At 66.6% G+C, this 19,192-nt stretch carries 16 protein-coding genes; 6 read left to right on the top strand and 10 right to left on the bottom strand.

Annotated elements, in window-relative coordinates:
* Positions 1 to 127: 127 nt before the first annotated feature.
* Both ACFU4Z_RS30385 and ACFU4Z_RS30380 read right to left on the bottom strand, forming a co-directional pair.
* Entirely contained in the window at positions 128 to 1,879 is a 1,752-nt protein-coding gene (locus tag ACFU4Z_RS30385) for an acyl-CoA dehydrogenase family protein (RefSeq protein WP_379069785.1), read from the bottom strand.
* Between the two features lie 441 nt (positions 1,880 to 2,320).
* A complete protein-coding gene (locus ACFU4Z_RS30380) occupies positions 2,321 to 4,078 on the bottom strand; it encodes a proline--tRNA ligase (RefSeq protein WP_379069782.1) in 1,758 nt (585 codons plus the stop codon).
* Between the two features lie 135 nt (positions 4,079 to 4,213).
* On the opposite strand from ACFU4Z_RS30380, the gene yaaA reads away from it, so the two are divergent.
* Both yaaA and ACFU4Z_RS30370 read left to right on the top strand, forming a co-directional pair.
* On the top strand, positions 4,214 to 4,957 hold the full coding sequence (gene yaaA, locus ACFU4Z_RS30375) for a peroxide stress protein YaaA (RefSeq protein ID WP_379069779.1): 744 nt from the start codon (positions 4,214 to 4,216) through the stop codon (positions 4,955 to 4,957).
* Between the two features lie 105 nt (positions 4,958 to 5,062).
* Positions 5,063 to 5,794: a hypothetical protein gene (locus ACFU4Z_RS30370; protein WP_379069776.1), complete on the top strand. Its 732-nt coding sequence runs from the start codon at positions 5,063 to 5,065 to the stop codon at positions 5,792 to 5,794.
* A 44-nt stretch (positions 5,795 to 5,838) separates the two neighbouring features.
* Here the strand turns inward: ACFU4Z_RS30370 and ACFU4Z_RS30365 are convergent, their stop codons facing one another.
* The 4 genes from ACFU4Z_RS30365 to ACFU4Z_RS30350 form a co-directional block, all read right to left on the bottom strand.
* Positions 5,839 to 6,474, bottom strand: coding sequence for a metal-dependent phosphohydrolase (locus tag ACFU4Z_RS30365; RefSeq protein WP_379069773.1), 636 nt, complete (start codon positions 6,472 to 6,474; stop codon positions 5,839 to 5,841).
* A gap of 109 nt (positions 6,475 to 6,583) precedes the next feature.
* Positions 6,584 to 6,763 carry a hypothetical protein gene (locus ACFU4Z_RS30360; protein WP_379069770.1) on the bottom strand — a complete coding sequence of 60 codons (180 nt, stop codon included), beginning with the start codon at positions 6,761 to 6,763 and terminating at the stop codon, positions 6,584 to 6,586.
* Between the two features lie 285 nt (positions 6,764 to 7,048).
* Positions 7,049 to 8,650 carry a PucR family transcriptional regulator gene (locus tag ACFU4Z_RS30355; protein WP_379069768.1) on the bottom strand — a complete coding sequence of 534 codons (1,602 nt, stop codon included), beginning with the start codon at positions 8,648 to 8,650 and terminating at the stop codon, positions 7,049 to 7,051.
* A 59-nt stretch (positions 8,651 to 8,709) separates the two neighbouring features.
* The gene (locus ACFU4Z_RS30350) at positions 8,710 to 8,919 is read right to left on the bottom strand and encodes a hypothetical protein (RefSeq protein ID WP_379069765.1); all 210 of its coding nucleotides are present in this window, start codon (positions 8,917 to 8,919) and stop codon (positions 8,710 to 8,712) included.
* On the opposite strand from ACFU4Z_RS30350, the gene ACFU4Z_RS30345 reads away from it, so the two are divergent.
* From ACFU4Z_RS30345 to ACFU4Z_RS30335, 3 genes are all read left to right on the top strand, one after another.
* The gene (locus tag ACFU4Z_RS30345; protein WP_379069762.1) at positions 8,910 to 10,400 is read left to right on the top strand and encodes a CoA-acylating methylmalonate-semialdehyde dehydrogenase; all 1,491 of its coding nucleotides are present in this window, start codon (positions 8,910 to 8,912) and stop codon (positions 10,398 to 10,400) included. The two genes, ACFU4Z_RS30350 and ACFU4Z_RS30345, sit on opposite strands and share 10 nt — an antisense overlap.
* Before the next feature lie 53 nt (positions 10,401 to 10,453).
* Positions 10,454 to 11,821 carry an aspartate aminotransferase family protein gene (locus ACFU4Z_RS30340; RefSeq protein ID WP_379069760.1) on the top strand — a complete coding sequence of 456 codons (1,368 nt, stop codon included), beginning with the start codon at positions 10,454 to 10,456 and terminating at the stop codon, positions 11,819 to 11,821.
* 275 nt (positions 11,822 to 12,096) lie between these two features.
* Positions 12,097 to 12,510, top strand: a complete 414-nt coding sequence (locus ACFU4Z_RS30335) for a PPOX class F420-dependent oxidoreductase (RefSeq protein ID WP_379069757.1) — start codon at positions 12,097 to 12,099, stop codon at positions 12,508 to 12,510.
* A gap of 21 nt (positions 12,511 to 12,531) precedes the next feature.
* Here the strand turns inward: ACFU4Z_RS30335 and ACFU4Z_RS30330 are convergent, their stop codons facing one another.
* The 4 genes from ACFU4Z_RS30330 to ACFU4Z_RS30315 all read right to left on the bottom strand — a co-directional run bounded on the left by ACFU4Z_RS30330 (position 12,532) and on the right by ACFU4Z_RS30315 (position 17,680).
* Positions 12,532 to 14,016, bottom strand: coding sequence for an MFS transporter (locus tag ACFU4Z_RS30330; RefSeq protein WP_379069754.1), 1,485 nt, complete (start codon positions 14,014 to 14,016; stop codon positions 12,532 to 12,534).
* Positions 14,017 to 14,019: 3 nt separating this feature from the next.
* A complete protein-coding gene (locus tag ACFU4Z_RS30325; protein WP_379070061.1) occupies positions 14,020 to 15,546 on the bottom strand; it encodes an MFS transporter in 1,527 nt (508 codons plus the stop codon).
* A gap of 161 nt (positions 15,547 to 15,707) precedes the next feature.
* Entirely contained in the window at positions 15,708 to 16,928 is a 1,221-nt protein-coding gene (gene cobA, locus ACFU4Z_RS30320) for a uroporphyrinogen-III C-methyltransferase (protein WP_379070058.1), read from the bottom strand.
* A 185-nt stretch (positions 16,929 to 17,113) separates the two neighbouring features.
* On the bottom strand, positions 17,114 to 17,680 hold the full coding sequence (locus tag ACFU4Z_RS30315; protein WP_379069751.1) for a carbonic anhydrase: 567 nt from the start codon (positions 17,678 to 17,680) through the stop codon (positions 17,114 to 17,116).
* 416 nt (positions 17,681 to 18,096) lie between these two features.
* On the opposite strand from ACFU4Z_RS30315, the gene ACFU4Z_RS30310 reads away from it, so the two are divergent.
* Entirely contained in the window at positions 18,097 to 19,080 is a 984-nt protein-coding gene (locus ACFU4Z_RS30310; RefSeq protein ID WP_379069749.1) for a hypothetical protein, read from the top strand.
* Positions 19,081 to 19,192: the final 112 nt, after the last annotated feature.

Below are 19,192 nucleotides of genomic sequence, written 5' to 3'. Positions count from 1 at the left end.
TGTGGGGGGCGCCCGCGTCTGGTTGCGCCGCCCGCTCCTCGCCCCGGGGCGGTGGCCCGCCAGTGGGTCAAAAGGGGTTCCGCCCCCCCCCCCGGCGAGGTCGGCCGATGCCGTCGAGTCGCAGTGACTACGGGCGCATTGTGTACGCGCCGTCGTAGGACGCCACCGCGTTCCATACGCGGTCGAAACGCTCACGGTCGGCGAGCGGGGTGCGCAGCGCGCCGACGGCCCACGCCTGCTGTGCGGCAGTAGCGGTGGGCTTGCCGTAGAGGGTGGTGGCGTAGGTGTTGAAGTCACGGATCTGGAAGTCGAAGATCTGGTCGAGCACGTCGCGGTCGAGGCCGGTGATCGCGGCCTGCTCCAGGATCAGCTGGCCGTAGACCACCAGGGAGAACAGGTGGCCGATGGTCAGCATGAAGTCCAGGTCCTTCTGCTGGTCGGCGTCGGGGGCGGCCGTGGTCAGCAGGGTGCGCAGAGCCTGGGCCTGCTCGTAGAAGCGGGCCACGTTCGCGACATCGGTGTGCTTGTCGTACACGGGGGTCCAGTCGGCGAACTGCACCTTGCCCGCACCGCGGGCCGGGCCCTGCCGGAAGAAGAACTCGTCGTCGGCCGCGTCGAGGCGGGTGCCGACCTCCGGGTAGTCCTTCGGGTTGAACAGGTAGTTCGGCATGAACTTCAGGATCTGGCCGACGTTGACGTGCACGGTGCCCTCGAGCCGGGGCAGGGTGCCGATGTAGCGGGCGACCTGGGCGAAGTAGGTGTCCTTCTCGAAACCCTTGGCGGCGAGCACATCCAGCAGCAGCGTCATGACGGTCTCGCCCTCGGAGGTCACCTTGGACTTCGTCATCGGGTTGAACAGCAGGTAGCGGCGGTCTTCGAGGCTGGCGGTGCGGAAGTAGTCGACGGCCCGGTCGCTGAACAGCTTCATCGCGGTAATGCGGGCGTAGGCATCGACGAAGTTCGTCCGAACATGGGGGAAGTCGGTGACCGGGTTGCCGTAGAGGATGCGGTTGTTCGAATGGGTGATCGCCTCGTAGAACGAATGCTCGACCATGCCGATGCTGCCGTGGCAGAGGTTGAACTTGCCGACGTTGACGGTGTTCAGCGCCGCGGAGAAGGCATCGGGACCGGTGGAGAGGATGTCCTCGGCGGTCACCGGGTAGTTGTGCAGCGCGAAGGTGCTGACGTAGAGCTGGCCGTGGATGACGTTGTCGATCAGCTCGTAGTCGTCGCGCCGGCTGTCGGCGGCGAACCACACGTAGCCGTCGGCGCCCTCGATGTCGGCGCGGCGTGAGAACACCGACACCATGCTGGCCACGTTGCCGTTGCCGATGTAGTACTTGGTGCCGTTGGCGCGGAACAGGATTCCCGCTTCGGCGTCGGCACTGCCGGGTTCGGTCGGCGTCAGCACCAGGTCGGTGTTGTAAATGTCGGCGCCGTGGTCACGCTCGGACAGACCGAAGGCCATCACCTGGCCGTCGGCGAGGTCGGCCGCGGCCCGCTTCTTGGCGGCCTCGTTGTCGCTCTGCCAGATCGGGCCGAGGCCGAGGATGGTGACCTGCTCGGCGTACCAGTACGCGAGACCGTAGAACCCGAAGATCTCCGAGAGCGCCGCATTGCGGGCCGCGTCCCAGCGCCGGTTCGCGTCGCCGTCGGCGTACGCGGCGGGCGTCAGGAAGGTCGCGAACAGCTTTTCCTTCTTGGCGAACTCGAGGAACTCCGACACCCAGACCGCGTCCGCGTCATCGGCGAGCAGCTGTCGCTTGCCCCGCGATTCGAACCACTCGATGGTGGCTTTCAACAGTCGCCGCGTCTCGGCGTCGAACTGCTGCGGGTCGTAGGTGGCGGGGTTGAACAACAACGCGTCGGTGCTCGTCATGCCGGTTAACTTACCAGCGAGTAACAGCAGTCCGGAGGGGGTCTGCCATTGTCGGCCCGGCGAATCGTCCCTACGGACCCGTAGGTCAGACCTGCTTTCCGCGCGAGGGCAGGTATATCCGGCGCGTCGCGACCAACGGTCACCCGGAGACACCTCGTTGGTCGGTGGCGCTCAGCACAGCCCGTGGCACCGCCGTTCGAAGGGCTGTGTTGTGGTCCCGCACCGCGCCCAGAGAAGGAGATGGTGGCTTATGGGCAAGCGCCAGGAGAGGGAAAGCCCCGGTCGACTGGGCCGCTGTTCGCGCCTCAGCGTTGCCGCAGTCGCCGGGGCTTTCTACTTCCTGCTCCTGTTGCCGAGGGCTAGGTGACCCACGGAATGGGGCGTCGCCCGCAGCGGCGACCCCTCAGCAATCGTCACCCGAGATGACGGATCGGGCCACCGTCAGCCGCGGACCTGCGCGAGCACCGAATCCACCACCGATTCCGCTGATACCTCGATGGATTCACCGGTGAACCGGTCACGGATCTCGACCTTGCCCTCGGCCCAGCCACGGCCCACCACCACGATCAGCGGCACACCGATCAGCTCGGAATCCTTGAACTTCACACCGGGCGAGGCCTTGCGATCGTCGAGGACGACCTCGAGGCCCGCCGCATCGAGTTGTGCGGCAACCTGTTCGCCGCCGTCGCGAGCGGACTCGTCCTTGTTCGCGATCACCACGTACACGTCGAACGGAGCGACCTCGCGCGGCCAGCGCAGACCCTTGTCGTCGTGCTGCTGCTCAGCGATGACGGCCACCATCCTGGACACGCCGACACCGTAAGAGCCCATGGTGAGCCGGACCGGCTTGCCGTTCTCGCCGAGCACATCGACGTCGAACGCGTCGGTGTACTTGGTGCCCAGCTGGAAGATGTGTCCGATCTCGATGCCGCGCGCCGAAACCAGCGGGCCCGCGCCATCAGGTGAGGGGTCGCCGTCGCGCACCTCAGCGGCCTCGATGGTGCCGTCCGGGGTGAAGTCGCGGCCGGCGACCAAGCCGACAACATGCTTGCCCGGGGCGTCGGCGCCGGTGATCCATGCGGTGCCGGTCGCCACTCGCGGGTCGACAAGGTAGCGAACACCGTTGTCCAGCAACGCCTTCGGTCCGATGTACCCCTTGACCAGGAAGTTGTTGGCGGCGAAATCGGCCTCGGTGAGCAATTCCACCTCGGCGGGTTCGACAGACGCGCCGAGCCGCTTGTCGTCCACCTCACGGTCACCGGGGATGCCGATGCCGACGATCTCGGTCTTGCCGTCCGGATGGCGCAGCTTCACCATGATGTTCTTCAGGGTGTCGGCCGCGGTGACCGGGCGACCGTAGCTCTCCGCGATGCCTGCGCCGTTGGCCCAATCGACCAGCGTCGCAATGGTCGGGGTGTCGGGGGTGTCGTGCACAACGGCCTCGCCCAGCCCTTCGAGCGGGATCGCCGCGGGCGCGGGCGTGACCACGGCCTCCACATTCGCCGCGTAGCCGGACTCGACGCAGCGCACGTAGGTGTCCTCACCGACCGGGCTCTCGGCCAAGAACTCCTCCGACGCGCTGCCGCCCATCGCACCCGAAGTCGCGGCCACGATGACGTAGTCGACGCGCAGCCGCTCGAAGATCCGGCGATAGGCATCGCGGTGTGCCTGGTAGCTGCGCTTCAGTCCGTCCTCGTCCAGGTCGAAGGAGTAGGAGTCCTTCATGATGAACTCACGCCCACGCAGGATGCCCGCGCGGGGGCGTTCCTCGTCGCGGTACTTGGTCTGGATCTGGTACAGCGTGACCGGAAGATCCTTGTATGAGTTGTATTCGCCCTTCACGGTGAGCGCGAACAACTCCTCGTGGGTGGGACCGAGCAGATAGTCGGCGCCCTTGCGGTCCTGCAGCCGGAACAGGCCGGGACCGTACTCGGTCCACCGGTTGGTGGTCTCGTACGGATCGCGCGGCAGCAGCGCCGGCAGCGAGATCTCCTGAGCGCCGATGGCGTCCATCTCTTCCCGGACAACGTTCTCGACCCGGCGCAGCACCCGCAGGCCCAGCGGCAGCCACGAATACACACCCGGGGCGACACGCCGCACGTATCCGGCGCGGACGAGGAGTTTGTGGCTGGGCACCTCGGCGTCGGCGGGATCGTCGCGCAGGGTACGCAGGAACAGGCGGGAGAGGCGGGTGATCACGGAACGACAGGGTAGTCGCTGGCCGGGCGATGTCTGCAAGGCATTGGCCTAATCCGGCCTGATCGGGGGCTCTGCGTGGTTCCCTCGGCTACCGCCTCCGGGCCCGGGCCGATCACGCCGGTACCGTATCCGCTCGTGCTGGTGCTGCTGCCTCCCTCTGAAACCAAGTCCGACGGCGGTTGCGACGCGCCCCTCGACCTGACGTCGTTGGCGTTGCCGCAGCTCACCCCGGTGCGCGACCGCCTGATCGACGAGGTGGTCAAGCTGGCGGCCGACCCCGACGGCGCCCGCGCCGTCCTCGGTCTCGGCAAGGGGGCCGACGTCGAGATCGCCCGCAATGCGAGCCTGCGCGCCTCCCCGACCCGGCCTGCGCTGGAGCGCTACACCGGCGTCCTCTACGACGCCCTCGACGCCCGCGGCTTCACCAAGGCGCAGCGGGCCAAGGCCGACGCCAGGCTCGCCATCGGCTCCGCGTTGTTCGGCGCCGTCCGCGCCACCGACGCGATCCCCGCCTACCGCCTTTCCGGTGGCTCCAAACTCCCTGGCCTGCCCACTCTTTCGGCGATATGGCGCGATGTGCTTCCCGACGCGCTGCACACGGAAGGCGCGGGTGAGCTGGTCATCGATCTCCGCTCGGGCACCTACCAGCAGTTGGGGCGCGTCCCCGGCGCGATCACCGCCAACGTCCTCACCGAGCACCCCGACGGCACCCGGACCGTGGTGAGCCATTTCAACAAACACCACAAGGGTCTGCTCGCCAGGGCCCTGGTCCTCACCCGTGCCGACCCCACCGACATCCGTGCTGTCGCCCGCATCGCGAACAAGTCGGGCCTGAAGACCGAAATCGCCTCCGCTACAGAGCTTTTGATAATCACCTGAGGTGGGCACGCGGACTCGCACGACACGATGGCAATGTCGTGCGGGCTTCCATCCCTGGGCATTCCGCCGGATCCAGTCCCAGTGCGCCGGACATAGGCTGCCGCGATGGGTTTCTACGACTGCCGGTGCATGGTGACCGGTATCGGCCTGGACGGCATCGGTGCGACGGCGGTGTTGATTCGCCGCAATGGCGATGTGTACCAGCCGATTTCACTGGGGATCGCGGGCAACTATGACAGGTCGGGTGCGGTCGACGGAGTCACCGAAGACCTCGGCACCGACGTGCTGCTGCGGTACTTCCTGGACCGCCTGAGCGATGGCAGGCTCGTCCTCGATCTCGGTGCGACCGAATTCGACCGCGAATCTCCACCTGCGGATATCGACGAACTGCTCTGGTGCTTCGAACGCAACTGCCTCGATATCGATGACGAACCGGCGGCAGCCGCGATCTTCGACGGATCGCCGATCCTGCTAGCTCTGATCGCCCAACCGATCTGGGACGGCGTGACCGCCGCGGCCATTGCCGACCGATTCGAGAACGCATTCCCGGATTCACCCACCGCGTGGGATATCTATCGGGACCATCCGTCGGAGTTATCCGTACCGGCCGGACAGCTGCGCGCCATCAACGATCTCCTTGCCGCTCGTGGCATGGCCTGGGCCTCGCCCGCACACAACGCACAGCGGTATCCGACGGACTACGGTGGCCAGCACGACAGCGAGGACCTGCGCAGATTCCTCGATGAGGCCAGACGTGACTACCACGACCTGCCGATCGTGCTCTCGGCGATCGAGTCCTACGAGAAGAAGATCCGGGACCTGCTGATCGACGACTGACCGCCAAAAGCCCGGCCTTGCCCTCAGGGCCGGTGCGCTGATGGTCAGCTTGTTTCGGTGGCGAGGGTGGCGAGCTCGGCAGCCAAGTTGGCTCGGGCGGGGGCTTCGTAGCGAGCGCGGGCAGTGGGGGTTCGGAACAGGTGGGGCTGTTGGGCCAATCCCTGGAGTACGGCTGCGCGACCGAGCCGGAAGAGCTCGTCGGGGACGTGGTGGTATTCGGCGCGCACGGCGGCGGTGTAGGCGGCGTACGCCTGTTCGTCGTCGGCCAACACCGCGAGGTCGGCGTCGCAGAGGACCGAGCCGTTGCGGTCGTCGGGGTTCGGATCGTGACTGGTGGTGAGTCGGACCAGGCGGCCCACCTCGCGCGCGATTTCCGTGGGGATGCCGAGGGATTCGAGGGACGCCTCGGCCAGTTCGGCGCTGCGTTCCTCGTTGTCCGCGCGGTCGACCGCGTAGATCGCATCGTGGAAGAAGGCCGCGAAACGGACAGCGTCGGGGTCGTCGGCCTCCGCGGCAAGGTCGTCGATCACCGCGAGCATGGCGGCGAGTTGATCGACCGTGTGATAGCGACGATGCGATTCGCTATAGCGGCGCACCAAGTCCACGCCGACCTGTTCGGCGTCTCGTCCAGCCAGTGCCGCCCACTGCGCGAGTAGTTCGCGCCCTACCTCGATCTGCATGGCCCCAGTGTTGCCAACCGCACCGATGCCGGCAATGGGCGACATCCTGCGTCCTCGAGCGGCGTTACGAGCTGTTGGCCGAACCGCGACTCGGTCCGCTCGGCAGGCGTCAGATACAGATGCTGAAGCTGAAGACGCCCAGCGGGATGTTGAAGCAGAAGGCCACCGAACCCACCGCAGGAGTCGGTGCAGGTATTGCCGGTTCAGCAGAGGCAGCGGGAGCTGCGGCTGTGCCGACGAACAGGGCGATGGCAACCGCAGCGAGCGTCGAAGCAATCTTCGTGGTCATTTCAACGTTTCCTTAGCTAAGTGACGATGATGAGACTCCCGACCCGGTGATGGCTATAGATACGATGGTCCGCCGATGCCAGGACTTCCACAAGACCGCTCAGGTGAGGGCAGCGTCCTTCCACGCCAGAAGTCATAGCTGTATTGCATAAATCAGAAGGGTTAGTTGACCCACAGAATGCCTGGTCAAACCGCTGAAAATGCCCCACGACCCATGGAGCCATCGGTCGAATCATGCGACTTTCGTCACAATTCTTTCCGTGTGGCCGGCGACAGCCGCGTCGGCTTACAGTTGGTCGGCGTTCGCGGTCAGATCTCGAATGAGCAGAGCGGTGTGCAGCGAGGTGCGGGACTCACCGTCCTCGAGATCGACGTCGAGGATGCGCTCGATGCGCGCGAGCCGGTCGTACAGCGTCGGCCTGCTGATATTGAGTCTGCGCGCGAGTTCGGTTTTGTTGCCGGCCACATCGAGGAATTGCCGCAGTGTGCGGGTCAGGTCGGCCGCATGCCGAATGTCGTAGCGCAGCAGCGCACTCAGCTCGGTTTCGGCGAAGCTCTGCACGCCGGGCTCGTTGCGGATGAGCGAGAGCAGGCCGCGCAACCGAACGTCCCCGCCACGGTAGAAGGGCCGCGGCGCGGACGTTTCCAGCGATAGCGCAACCTCGGCGACATGCATCGCGTGGGCCAGTTCGCGCGCGGTGTCCAGCAGCGATTCCGATTCCGCGCCGACGCCGATGACCACCCGCTGCACACCGTCGACGCGGCGTACTTCGGCCGTGACCGCCAGACAGACCCCGTGCAGCACATCATCGAGGTCGGCGGTGCGCGAGACCGCGAGGATCATGCTGACCCGATCGCCGTAATCGGCCGCGGTCAGCGCGGTGGCTTTCGTCAACCCGAGACCGTGTGTCACCGCGTCGAGCACGCCCACGCTGCGGCGCTGCCTGGCGACCTGATCGGTTTCGTCCAGCGCGGCGACATCCATCGCGAGCGGCACGTAATTCGCCCGGCGCGCAAGCAGACCCAGCGCCGCAGCCCTGGCCTGCGCGTCACGCTCGTCGAGCACTCTGCCGTTGACCAGGTCGTCGATGAGGCCGGTCTGTGCCTGCCGGTGCAGTCCGAAGCGGTCCTTGTCGATCATCCGATGCAGGGTCAGGGTTTGCGCGGCGCGCTCGAGCACCATGCGCGCCCGTGGGGTCGGCACCCGGCTGGAGCGCAGGATCAGCCTGCCCCACCGCTGGGTGTGCGGGCCGACCGCCACCACATCCCAGCCCTCGGGCAGCATGCGCGAGGTGGTCTCCCAGTTCTCCAGGATCACCGAAGTGGTGGCGTGCCGCGACGTCAGTGCGAGCACTCGATGGGAAAGGTCTTCGAGCACCACCGAGCAGTCGAGCATGCCCGCGGCGGTCTTGACGATCTCCGCCAGCGAGGCGCGCCGGACGCTGAGTTCGGTGAAGGTCTCGTGCACCGTCCGCGCGAACTCCAGTTCGGCGTATTGATCGGCCACGATCACCCGGTGCACCGCCTCGGTGATCTCGACGAACCTGGTGATCCGGTGTAGCGCGATCACCGGCAGTCCGAGCGCGTCGGCGGTGGTCGCGACCACCGGAGCCAATGCGGGCACGGTGTCGCCGAGCTCGACGACCAGACCGGACACACCCGCTCCCGCCAACGCCGACAGATAGTCGACCGTCGCCTCGGCACTCTCGCGCAACGCTGGTCCGGTGGTCAGAATCAGCTCGCCGCCGACCAGCAGCTCGGCGACCTCCGGCAGATCGCTGACATGGACCCACCGCACCGGACGATCCAGCGATCCCCCACCGACGACCTGCGGCTCCCCCGCACGCACCACCGGCATAGCCAGGACATCCGCAACAGTCAGCACCACCGACGAATCGTAATACGAAAACGCAAATCGCGTACAGATTGTCGGCTCACGGATGCCGATCAATGCGGCAGAGTGAGACTCGACAACGTCAATCCGGCGTACGCCGGGATCCGGCAAACCACGAGTGGGAACGACAACCCGCGCGCATTCTGGATCCCGGCGCGCACCGGGATGACGGCCGAATCCACGCCGATGACGCCGAGGGCGCCGACGCCCGGAGGCGGGTACACACGACGCTCACGGATCGAATCGAGGAGATATGCAGACAATCGCGCATTGGGTCGACGGCAAGGGCTTCGCAGGAACGAGTGCCGCGACCGCGCCGGTGACCAATCCCGCGACCGGCGTGGTGACCGGGCAGGTAGCGCTGGCGAGCGTCGAGGACGTGCGGGCGGCGATCGATTCAGCGACCGCGGCTTTCCCCGCGTGGCGCGACGCCTCGCTGGCCCGGCGGACCCAGGTGCTGTTCCGGTTCCGTGAGCTGCTCAACGAGCGCAAGGAGGAACTGGCCAAGCTGATCACCGCCGAACACGGCAAGGTGCTCTCCGATGCGCTCGGCGAGGTGACCCGCGGTCTGGAGATCGTCGAATTCGCCTGTGGCATCCCGCATCTGATCAAGGGCGGATACACCGAGAACGCTTCGACGAAGGTGGATATCTTCTCGATCCGCCAGCCGCTGGGTCCGGTGGCCGTCATTTCGCCGTTCAACTTCCCGGCGATGGTGCCGATGTGGTTCTTCCCGGTCGCGATCGCCGCGGGCAACACCGTGGTGCTCAAGCCGAGCGAGAAGGATCCGTCCTCGTCGCTGTGGATGGCCGAGCTGTGGCACGAAGCGGGTCTGCCCGCAGGCGTTTTCAATGTGGTGCAGGGTGACAAGGTCGCCGTCGACGAGCTGCTCGATAACCCGGGCATCAAGGCCGTCTCGTTCGTCGGCTCGACCCCGATCGCGAAATACGTCTACCAGCGCGGCACCGCGAACGGCAAGCGGGTGCAGGCCCTCGGCGGCGCGAAGAACCACATGCTCGTGCTGCCGGACGCGGATCTGGACCTGGCCGCCGACGCCGCGGTCAATGCCGGTTTCGGCTCCGCGGGCGAGCGTTGCATGGCGATCAGCGTGGTGCTCGCGGTCGGCTCGGTCGGTGACGAGCTGGTCGCCAAGATCGCCGAACGGGCAGGCACGATCAAGACCGGCGACGGCACCCGCGACACCGACATGGGTCCACTGGTGACCCGCGAGCACCGCGACCGGGTCGCCGCGTACATCGATGCGGGCGAATCCGCCGGAGCCACGGTCGTTCTCGACGGCCGCGGCATCGAAGCCGACGGTGCGGCGAACGGGTTCTGGCTCGGGCCGACGATTCTCGATCACGTCGGCGCCGATATGAGTGTCTACACCGACGAGATCTTCGGCCCGGTCCTGTCGGTGGTCCGGGTCGACACCTACGACGAGGCGCTGGCGCTGATCAACGCGAACCCCTACGGCAACGGCACCGCGATCTTCACCAACGACGGCGGCGCGGCCCGGCGCTTCCACAACGAGGTCGAGGTCGGCATGGTCGGCATCAATGTGCCGATCCCGGTTCCCATGGCGTACTACAGCTTCGGCGGTTGGAAGAATTCGCTGTTCGGCGATTCGCATGCGCACGGCACCGATGGCGTGCACTTCTTCACCCGGGGCAAGGCCGTCACCAGTCGCTGGCTCGATCCGAGCCACGGCGGGCTCGAATTGGGCTTCCCCCAGAACAAGTAGCGCCCGCCCAGCGGGCACCGCCCACAGACCAAGTGACGCAGGAGAACTCGCCGATGACGCTGCCCAACGGATTGACGCCCGACCAGGCGCGGCAGACCGCTGCCCGCGCCTACGAACTCGACCGTCGCCACGTTTTCCATTCGTGGTCCGCACAGGCGCAGATCACGCCGATGACCATCACCGCTTCGCGGGGCTGCTACGTCTGGGACGGCGACGGCAACAGGCTGCTCGATTTCTCCTCCCAGCTGGTCAACACCAATATCGGACATCAACATCCGAAAGTCGTTGCGGCGGTGCAGGAGCAGGCGGCCACGCTCTGCACCGTGGCACCACACCACGTCAACGAGGCACGCTCGGAGGCCGCGCGGTTGATCGCCGAACGCACGCCGGGTCCGTTGAACAAGATCTTCTTCACCAACGGCGGCGCCGACGCCGTCGAGCATGCGGTGCGGATGGCGCGGCTGCACACCGGCCGCTACAAGGTGCTGGCGCGCTACCGTTCGTATCACGGCGGCACCGAGACCGCGATCAACCTCACGGGCGATCCACGACGCTGGCCCAACGACCACGGCAATAGCGGCGTCGTGCACTTCTTCGGACCTTTCCGCTATCGCTCGCAGTTCCATGCGAGCGACGACACCGAGGAAACCGAGCGCGCGCTGGCGCATCTCGACCAGACCATCGCCTTCGAGGGGCCGAGCACCATCGCCGCGATCATCCTCGAATCCGTCCCTGGCACAGCGGGAATCATGGTCCCGCCGCCCGGCTACCTGGCCGGGGTGCGGGCGTTGTGCGACAAGTACGGCATCATTTTCATCGCCGATGAGGTGATGTCGGGGTTCGGCCGCACCGGAAAGTGGTTCGCGATAGAGCATTTCGAGGGTGTCGTCCCGGATCTGCTCACCTTCGCCAAGGGCGTGAACTCCGGATATGTGCCGCTCGGTGGCGTCGCGATCAGCCAGGACATCGCTGCGACATTCGACGATCGACCGTATCCAGGCGGGCTGACCTACTCCGGTCACCCCTTGGCGACCGCCGCGGCGGTGGCGACCATCAACGCGATGACCGACGAACGCATTGTCGAGAACGCCGCCGATATCGGTGCGCGCGTGCTCGGCCCCGGCCTCCGGGATCTCGCCGAGCGCCACCCCAGCATCGGCGAGGTCCGCGGGATGGGCGTCTTCTGGGCCCTGGAACTCGTCCGCGACCGAGCGACCCGCGAACCGCTCGCCCCCTACGGCGGTACCAGTCCGGCGATGACCGAGCTCGTCGCGGCCTGTCGCGCGGCGGGCCTGCTGGTGTTCGTCAACTTCAACCGATTGCACGTGGTGCCGCCCTGCATCGTCAGCGAAGGCGAGGCCAAGGAGGGTCTGACCATCCTCGACGACGCCCTGCTGACGGCCGACCGGCACGTCGCCTGAAGGTTCACGGCAGGACGACCCAACGTATGGGATTGTGGACCGGCCCCCGGCAACAGGCCGCGAAGCGCCAACTCCGTGGCCTCAGCCGATCAATGTGGCTCGTGTGATGGCGGTTCGCCGCTCGAACACGACAGCAGCAGCTGACCCCGCTGTGTCCGCCGAGGCCACCGGAGGCCACCCCCCGCCGAAAGACCCGACGGTAGTCCGGGCGAGCGACACCGGTCGACCACGACGAGGACGGAATTCCGGCCGCCCGAGAGCTGTTCCAGTTGTACGTGACCCCTACCACTGTGCTCTCCGATGACCTGAAGAAGTACCTGGACGAGTCGAAGGTGTTCGCGACCGCCGCGACCATCGGACCCAACGGGCAACCGCACCTGACCGTCATCTGGGTGAAACGTGACGGCGAAGACCTGCTGTTCTCCACCACCGTGGACCGCCAGCAGGGCAAGAACCTCGCCCGCGATCCGCGCATCACCGTGATGATCAATCCGCCGGAGAATCCGTACGTGTACGCGGAGATTCGCGGCACGGCGACCATGACGCCCGATCCCGACAAAACACTGCCGAACGAGCTGTCGCACAAGTACAGCGGGCTGCCCTATCTGGAATTCAATCCGGCGTCGGTCGACGACGGACCCCGAGTCATCGTGCGCGTCACTCCGCGCAAGGTCGCAGGCCGCATGTAATCCGCTCGGGGCCAGGCAGTTTCAGATCTGCTGGGCCTCTTCCTGTGTGTGCTGCGCCTGCGCGACCTCGGCGGCGGTGTAGCGCAACGTCATTGCGACGAGCCCGACCAGCAGTGCGCCGACCGCGGCGACCAACAGCACCAGGGTGTAACCGCTGCCCAACGCATCGAGTTCGGCGGCCGTCATGCCGGTGGGACTGCCGGTTCGACCGCCGAGTGCCAGTGTTCGCGACGCGGCCACCGGGGCGAGCAGGCCGATCGCGATGGGTGTGCCCAGGTTGAGGAACATCTGGCCGACCGCCGAGAGCGGGCCGATATCCGCGGGCGCAACGCCGACGAGCACGCAGAGCGGGATCAGCACGATCGCCATGCCGATGCCGAGACCGATCACGACGAACAGGACCAGCAGCGTCGGCACATACTGCACGCCACGATCGAGGGTCGAGCCGAACAGCAGCCCGCCGACCAGAATCGCCGCGCCCGCACTCAGCAGCCAACGTGGTGCGATCCGCATCGCCAGTCTCGACGACAGCGCGGTCCCGAGGCCGGCGCCGAGGGTGAACGGTATGAAAGCGATCCCGGCGACCAGCGGGCTGTAACCGACCACATTCTGAATGAACAGGCCGGCGAAATAGGTTGTCGCACCGAGCACACCACTCGCCAGCAGGATCGCGAGAAAGGTGGCGACCCGATCGCGGTGATCGAACAGCGACCACGGCAGCAGCGGATTGTCCACCCGGCGTTCGGCGAAAACGAAGACGATGAGCAATAGTGCGCCGCCGACCAGTGACCCGACGATGACCGGGCTGCTCCAGCCGAATTCTGGTCCCTCGGTTGCCCCGAACACCAGAGCGGCGCAGGCCAGTGTGCCGAGCACCGCGCCGCGCACATCCAGGGTCAGCCGCTGATGGGTGGTATCGCGTAGCCGATACACCGCACCGAGAATGATCAATGTGCCGATCGGCACATTGATCAGAAAGATCCACCGCCAGCTCACCTCGGTCAGCGCACCGCCGATCACCAGCCCGCCGACCGAGCCGACGGCCATCATCGAACCGAAGATCGCGAAGGCATGATTACGCACGGTTCCCGGCGCGAATGTACTTGCTACCAAGGCGAATGCCGTGGGGGCCGCGAGTGCGGCTCCGGTGCCCTGGATCGCGCGGGCGGCGATGATCATCGCCTCGTTCTTGGCGAGCCCGCACAGCAGCGAGGCCAGCGTGAACAGCGCGACACCGACGATGAACATGCGTTTGCGGCCGAAGGAGTCACCGATCCGGCCGCCGAGCAGCATCAAGCCGGCCAGCGGGAGCCCGTAGGCGGTGACCATCCAGGCGCTGCCGGAACTGGTCAGCCCGAGCTCGTCCTGTAGTCGTGGCAACGCGAGGATCACCACGGTCCCATCGAGCACCACCATCAACTGCAGCCCACTCAGCACGAGGATGGCAAGCCCGAATGCCCGCTGCGTCACCGGATACTGCACCGATGCAGCGGGGTCACCGAGCACGGGTCAGCCCCTGTAGTCGGACCGGCGAACGACCGGTATCGGACCGGTCTGGCGGACGACCGGCATCGGACCGGTCTGCTGCGCTTCCTCTTGCGCATGCTGTGCCTGAGCCAGTTGCTCGGGCGTGAAGCGCAGCACCAGTGCGATGAAGCCTGCCACCACCGCGACCAGCGAGCAGACCGCGAGCACCAGCGTGTACCCGCTGCCCAGCGCGACGATCTCGGCCTCGTTCATATCCGCCGCCTTACCGGTGCGGCCGCCCATCGACAGTGTGCGCGACGCCGCGATCGGGGTGAGCAGACCGATGAACACCGGCGTCGCCAGGTTCATGAACATCTGGCCCACCGCGGACAGCGGGCCGATATCGGACAGCGGCACACCGACGAGTACGCACAACGGCGCGAGCACCATCGCCACGCCGACGCCGAAGCCGATCACGATCAACAGCGGCAGCAAGGTGGTCAGGTAGTTCACCCCGCCATCGAGCTGCGAACCGAACAGCAATCCGGCGGACAGGACGAAGGCCGCACCGCACAGCAGCCAGCGCGGTGCGATCAGCAACGCCGCCTTGGAGGCCAGCGCGCCGCCGATGCCGATGCCGATGGTGAACGGAATCGACGCCACGCCCGCGACCAGCGGACCGTAGCCGAGCACGTTCTGCAGGAACTGCGCGACGAAGAAGGTCATCGCACCGAGCACGCCACCGGCGAGAAAGATCAAGAGGAAGGTGGCGACGCGATCGCGGCTGTCGAACAACGACCACGGCAGCAGCGGATCCTCGATCTGCCGTTCCATGACCACGAAGATGATCAGCAGCACGACACCGCCGACCAGGGAGCCGATGATGGCCGGGCTGGTCCAGCCCATTTCCGGTCCCTCGGTCGCACCGAACACGATGGCGGCGCAGGCCAGGGTGCCGAGCACCGCGCCGCGCACATCCAGCGAGGAACGGTGGTGTTCGGTGTCCGCGAGCTGGTACATCGCACCCAGGATGATCAGCGCACCGATCGGCACATTGATCAGGAAGATCCAGCGCCAGCTCATCTCGGTCAGCGCGCCACCGACCACCAGACCACCGACCGAGCCGATGCCGACCATGGAGCCGACGATCGCGATTGCCTGATTGCGTACTTTTCCTGGTGCGAAAGTAGTTGCCACCAGGGCGAAGGATGTCGGCGCCGCGATCGAGGCACCGGCGCCCTGCACCGCGCGCGCCGCGATCAGCATGGCCTCGCCCTGTGCGAGCCCGCACAGCAGCGAGGCGAAGGTGAACAGTCCGACGCCGAGTATCAGCATGCGTTTGCGACCGAAGGCGTCACCGAGCCTGCCACCGAGCAACATCAGGCCCGCGAAGGTGAGACCGTAGGAGGTCACTGTCCATGCGCCGCCCGCGCTGGACATCCCCATTTCCTGTTGCAGCCGTGGCAGGGCGAAGATCACCACGGTGCCGTCGAGCACAACCATCAGCTGCAGCCCGCTCAGCACGAGGATCGCGAGCCCGAAGGCCCGCTGCGTCACCGGATACTGCATCGTCGCAGAGGGATTCTCGAGCACGGTGAGCCACTGTAGTTGACTCGACGACATCGATTCTGGCCGACGTGAGTCCGCGCGGGCGAGTCACAACGGATCATGCGAGGACTTGTGACACTCGACCGAGTCGCGGCGACCGGCGCGGGCAAGTGAAAAATGTCCTATCCGTCCGTGGATACGGCAAGCGGGCGCATGGCATCGGTGGAGAACCCGGCCGTCGGGCCGATCACCACGATGGCAGGCGGGCGGATGCCTTCGTCGCGCACCCGGGCGGCGACGGTGCCGAGGTCCGCGCGCAGCACGCGCTGGGTGCGCAGGGTGCCCTCCTGGATCACGGTCGCCGGTGTGTCGGCGGACCGTCCGCCATCGATGAGCACGGTCGCGAACTGTTCGATCCGCTCGACGGCCATCATCAGCACGAGGGTGCCGCGCAACTTGGCCAGCGCGGACCAGTCGACGAGCGAATCCGGGTGGTCCGGTGCGACGTGCCCGCTCACCACGACGAATTCATGGGTGACACCACGGTGGGTCACCGGGATGCCCGCGGCCGCCGGAACGGAGATGGGACTGGTGATGCCGGGCACCACGGTGACCGGGATCCCGGCCGCAACACACGCTTCCACTTCCTCGTAGCCGCGACCGAACACATACGGGTCACCACCCTTGAGCCGCACCACGAACTTGCCCGACTTGGCGCCCTCGACCAGCGCCATATTGATCGCCTCCTGCGCCATCGCGCGGCCGTATGGGATCTTCGCCGCGTCGATCACCTCGACATCCGGTCCGAGTTCGGCGAGCAGCTCCGGCGGCGCCAGCCGATCGGCGACCACCAGATTCGCCCTGGCCAGCAGCCTGCGACCGCGCACGGTGATCAGATCGGGATCGCCTGGTCCGCCCCCGACCAGCGCGACGCCCGGGGTGACCGGCGTCGAATCATCGGTCACCACACCGGATTGCAGCGCCTCGAGCAGCGCGGTGCGCACCGCGGCCGAGCGGCGATGCTGACCGCCGGCCAGCACGCCGAGGGTGAGTCCGTCGTAGCGGGCTGTTGCGGGAGTGACGGCGGTGCCGAGCCGCGCGACGTCGGCGCGCACACAGAAGATGCGGCGGCGAGTGGCCTCCTCGACTACGGCGGCATTGGTCTCTGGTTCGTCGGTGCAGGCGATCGCGTACCAGGCGCCGTCGAGATCGCCGTCCGCGTACGCGCGCTGGGTCACGGTGAGCTGCCCCGAGGTGGCCATACCTTCCACTGCCGGGGTGACTTCACGACTGATCACGTGGACGTCCGCACCGGAGGCGATCAACAGCCCGAGCCTGCGCTGCGCCACCGTCCCGCCACCGACTACGACGACACGCCGCCCATCGAGATCAAGCCCGACCAGGTAGTTCGGGTCGCCTTCGTGGCGGGTGGCGGGATCGAGCTCCGCCTGGTCATCGGTGGGTGTTGACGTGTTCGGCACAGTATTCGAGCCTACGTCCTGGATATTCGGGCTTTGTGTCAGACCCTGCACCGCAAGCCGCGGGCGGTGGTGAACTCTGCATCACCGGCGGCCCGCGGTCATCGGTATCAGGCCGGAGCACCGTCGAGCACTTCGACCTGCCCGGTGTCGAGCGAGTAGTAGGCGCCGACAACCGAAAGAGCGTCGGTGTCGACCAGTGGCGCGAGGTCGTTGTTGCCCCGTAGCTCGCCGGCGGTCAACTGGACCTGGATGCGGGTCATTGTCTCGACCGGGTCCGCGCCCGGCGAATCCATGCGCTCGTATGCCGGGCGCAGCGCCTCCACGATCGCCTGCAGATTGCCCGGCAGTGGCGGGCCTTCGCGCAGCGCTTTATAGGCGGCGGCCACCGCACCGCATCGCTGGTGTCCGAGGACAACGATCAACGGGGTGCCGCTGGTCATCGGGCCGTATTCGACGGAACCGGTGACGACCGGACCCACGGCGAGTCCGCCGGTTCGCATGACGAATAAATCGCCGAGCCCGGTATCGAACAACAATTCCGGCGGGACCCGCGAATCGATGCACGACAATATGACGCCGTACGGCTGCTGATTCTGGGCGAGCAATCGACGACGATCCGGATCTCGGTCCGGGTGGTTCAGGTTGCCGTCGACCCACCGCCGGTTGCCTGCCATCAGGCGATCGAAGGCAGCCTTCGCAGTCTGCGGAGGGGGCGGAGGGGGCGGCGTCGTCTCGGTGTGCTCGGAGGGTTGGTCGCGACCGCATCCGGCTATCAGGGCGGTTGTCGCTGTCAGCGCACCTGCTAGAACAGCTCGACGATCGAGCACACTCATGTCGTCACCTCCGCAGTTGATGGATCTCCATCGGTACGAAACGGCGAAACCAAGCGCTAACTGTGCCGCTCAGTATGCCGGACATACCTTCGGAACACGGCATATGCCATACGACCTCGTCCCGGCGGCGGACTGCCGTGCTCGCGGTCGGATCGTCCGGCACTGGCCCACCGGGGTCGAAACGGATTCCGCAGCCGACCGATTTGCGTGCGCCCGCCAACCGAGTACGACACGACGTCGTTCCTATACTCGAGCCCATGACTCAGTGGGCGCGAGCGATGTGTGCGGTGGCGGTAGCGGCGACGCTGACCGGGGTCGGTACGACAGCGGGTGTCGCACAGGCAGATTCGCAGCCCTACGTGCCTGCGCCCGGCATCGAGTCGAAGTACTTTCAGCAGGGCCCGTGGGCGGTGACCGAAGAAATCGGGTTCGGATGCTGCGATTCCACCGGGGCGAAATATGACCTCTGGTACCCGACGGACCTCGGCGCGGGCAGCGCAAAGCACCCGATTGTGGTGTGGGGCGACGGAACCAACGCCGTACCGAGCCAGTACGCCTACCTGCTTCGGCACCTGGCATCGTGGGGCTTCGTGGTGATCGGCACCGAGAACCAGCAGACCGGCTCCGGCAGCGACATTCTCGGCTCGCTGTCGTATCTGAAAGGGCTCGCCGCGGATCCGGCGAGCATCTTCTTCGGAAAGCTCGACACAGCGGCGGCCGGCGCGATGGGCCATTCGCAAGGCGCCAGCGGCGTGCTCAACGCGATGGCGGCGTCGGATGGCGCGATCAAGACCGCGGTGCCGATCGAAATACCGGCGCAGCTGTGGTGCTCGTCGGGGATCACGTGCGCCGACAGTCGCAAGCTCGTCTCGGGTTCGGTGTTCTTCGTCAACGGCTCGACCGACCGCTTCATCTCCCCCTCGACGCAGGCGCTGCCATGGCAGGCGGTCGGTCTGCAGTCGAATCAGGCGTACTACGAGGCGACCGCGACGAACGTGCCGAAGGCTTGGGCGACGCTCAACGGCCCCGATCACAATGATGTGCAAGGCCAACCGGACTGCGCGCGGGCGTCGACTCCGTGCACCAGCGGCGTCTACGGCTTTCTGGGATACCCGACGGCATGGATGATGGCGCAACTGCGCGACGACGCCGAGGCTCGCGACGCATTCCGCACCGGCGCAGGCGAATTCCTCGCTCCCGCACCGAATTGGCGCAATCAGTCGAGCACCGTCAGCCGCTGATCCGCGTCGACGTATGGTCAGCTCGGCCCAGGCAGTGCGCTACCGGAGCGGTCGGCAGAGCTGATCGGTGGATTGGTCTGCGGCCGAGCGGGTAGGTCGGCACAAGCGGCCG

The sequence above is a fragment of the Nocardia sp. NPDC057440 genome, assembly GCF_042802915.1.
In the GTDB taxonomy this organism is placed as follows: Bacteria; Actinomycetota; Actinomycetes; order Mycobacteriales; family Mycobacteriaceae; genus Nocardia.
The sequence above is the reverse complement of the archived record's forward strand: the minus strand, read 5'-3'. Positions and strand labels throughout refer to the sequence as shown.

Bases quoted from the DNA above. Each gene is read 5' to 3' on its own strand.
- ACFU4Z_RS30310 (WP_379069749.1), top strand. From the start codon at position 18,097: ATGACTCAGTGGGCGCGAGCGATGTGTGCGGTGGCGGTAGCGGCGACG.
- ACFU4Z_RS30315 (WP_379069751.1), bottom strand. From the start codon at position 17,680: ATGGCAGGCAACCGGCGGTGGGTCGACGGCAACCTGAACCACCCGGAC.
- ACFU4Z_RS30360 (WP_379069770.1), bottom strand. From the start codon at position 6,763: ATGACCACGAAGATTGCTTCGACGCTCGCTGCGGTTGCCATCGCCCTG.
- ACFU4Z_RS30340 (WP_379069760.1), top strand. From the start codon at position 10,454: ATGACGCTGCCCAACGGATTGACGCCCGACCAGGCGCGGCAGACCGCT.
- ACFU4Z_RS30325 (WP_379070061.1), bottom strand. From the start codon at position 15,546: ATGCAGTATCCGGTGACGCAGCGGGCCTTCGGGCTCGCGATCCTCGTG.
- ACFU4Z_RS30385 (WP_379069785.1), bottom strand. From the start codon at position 1,879: ATGACGAGCACCGACGCGTTGTTGTTCAACCCCGCCACCTACGACCCG.
- ACFU4Z_RS30365 (WP_379069773.1), bottom strand. From the start codon at position 6,474: ATGCAGATCGAGGTAGGGCGCGAACTACTCGCGCAGTGGGCGGCACTG.
- ACFU4Z_RS30345 (WP_379069762.1), top strand. From the start codon at position 8,910: ATGCAGACAATCGCGCATTGGGTCGACGGCAAGGGCTTCGCAGGAACG.
- ACFU4Z_RS30370 (WP_379069776.1), top strand. From the start codon at position 5,063: ATGGGTTTCTACGACTGCCGGTGCATGGTGACCGGTATCGGCCTGGAC.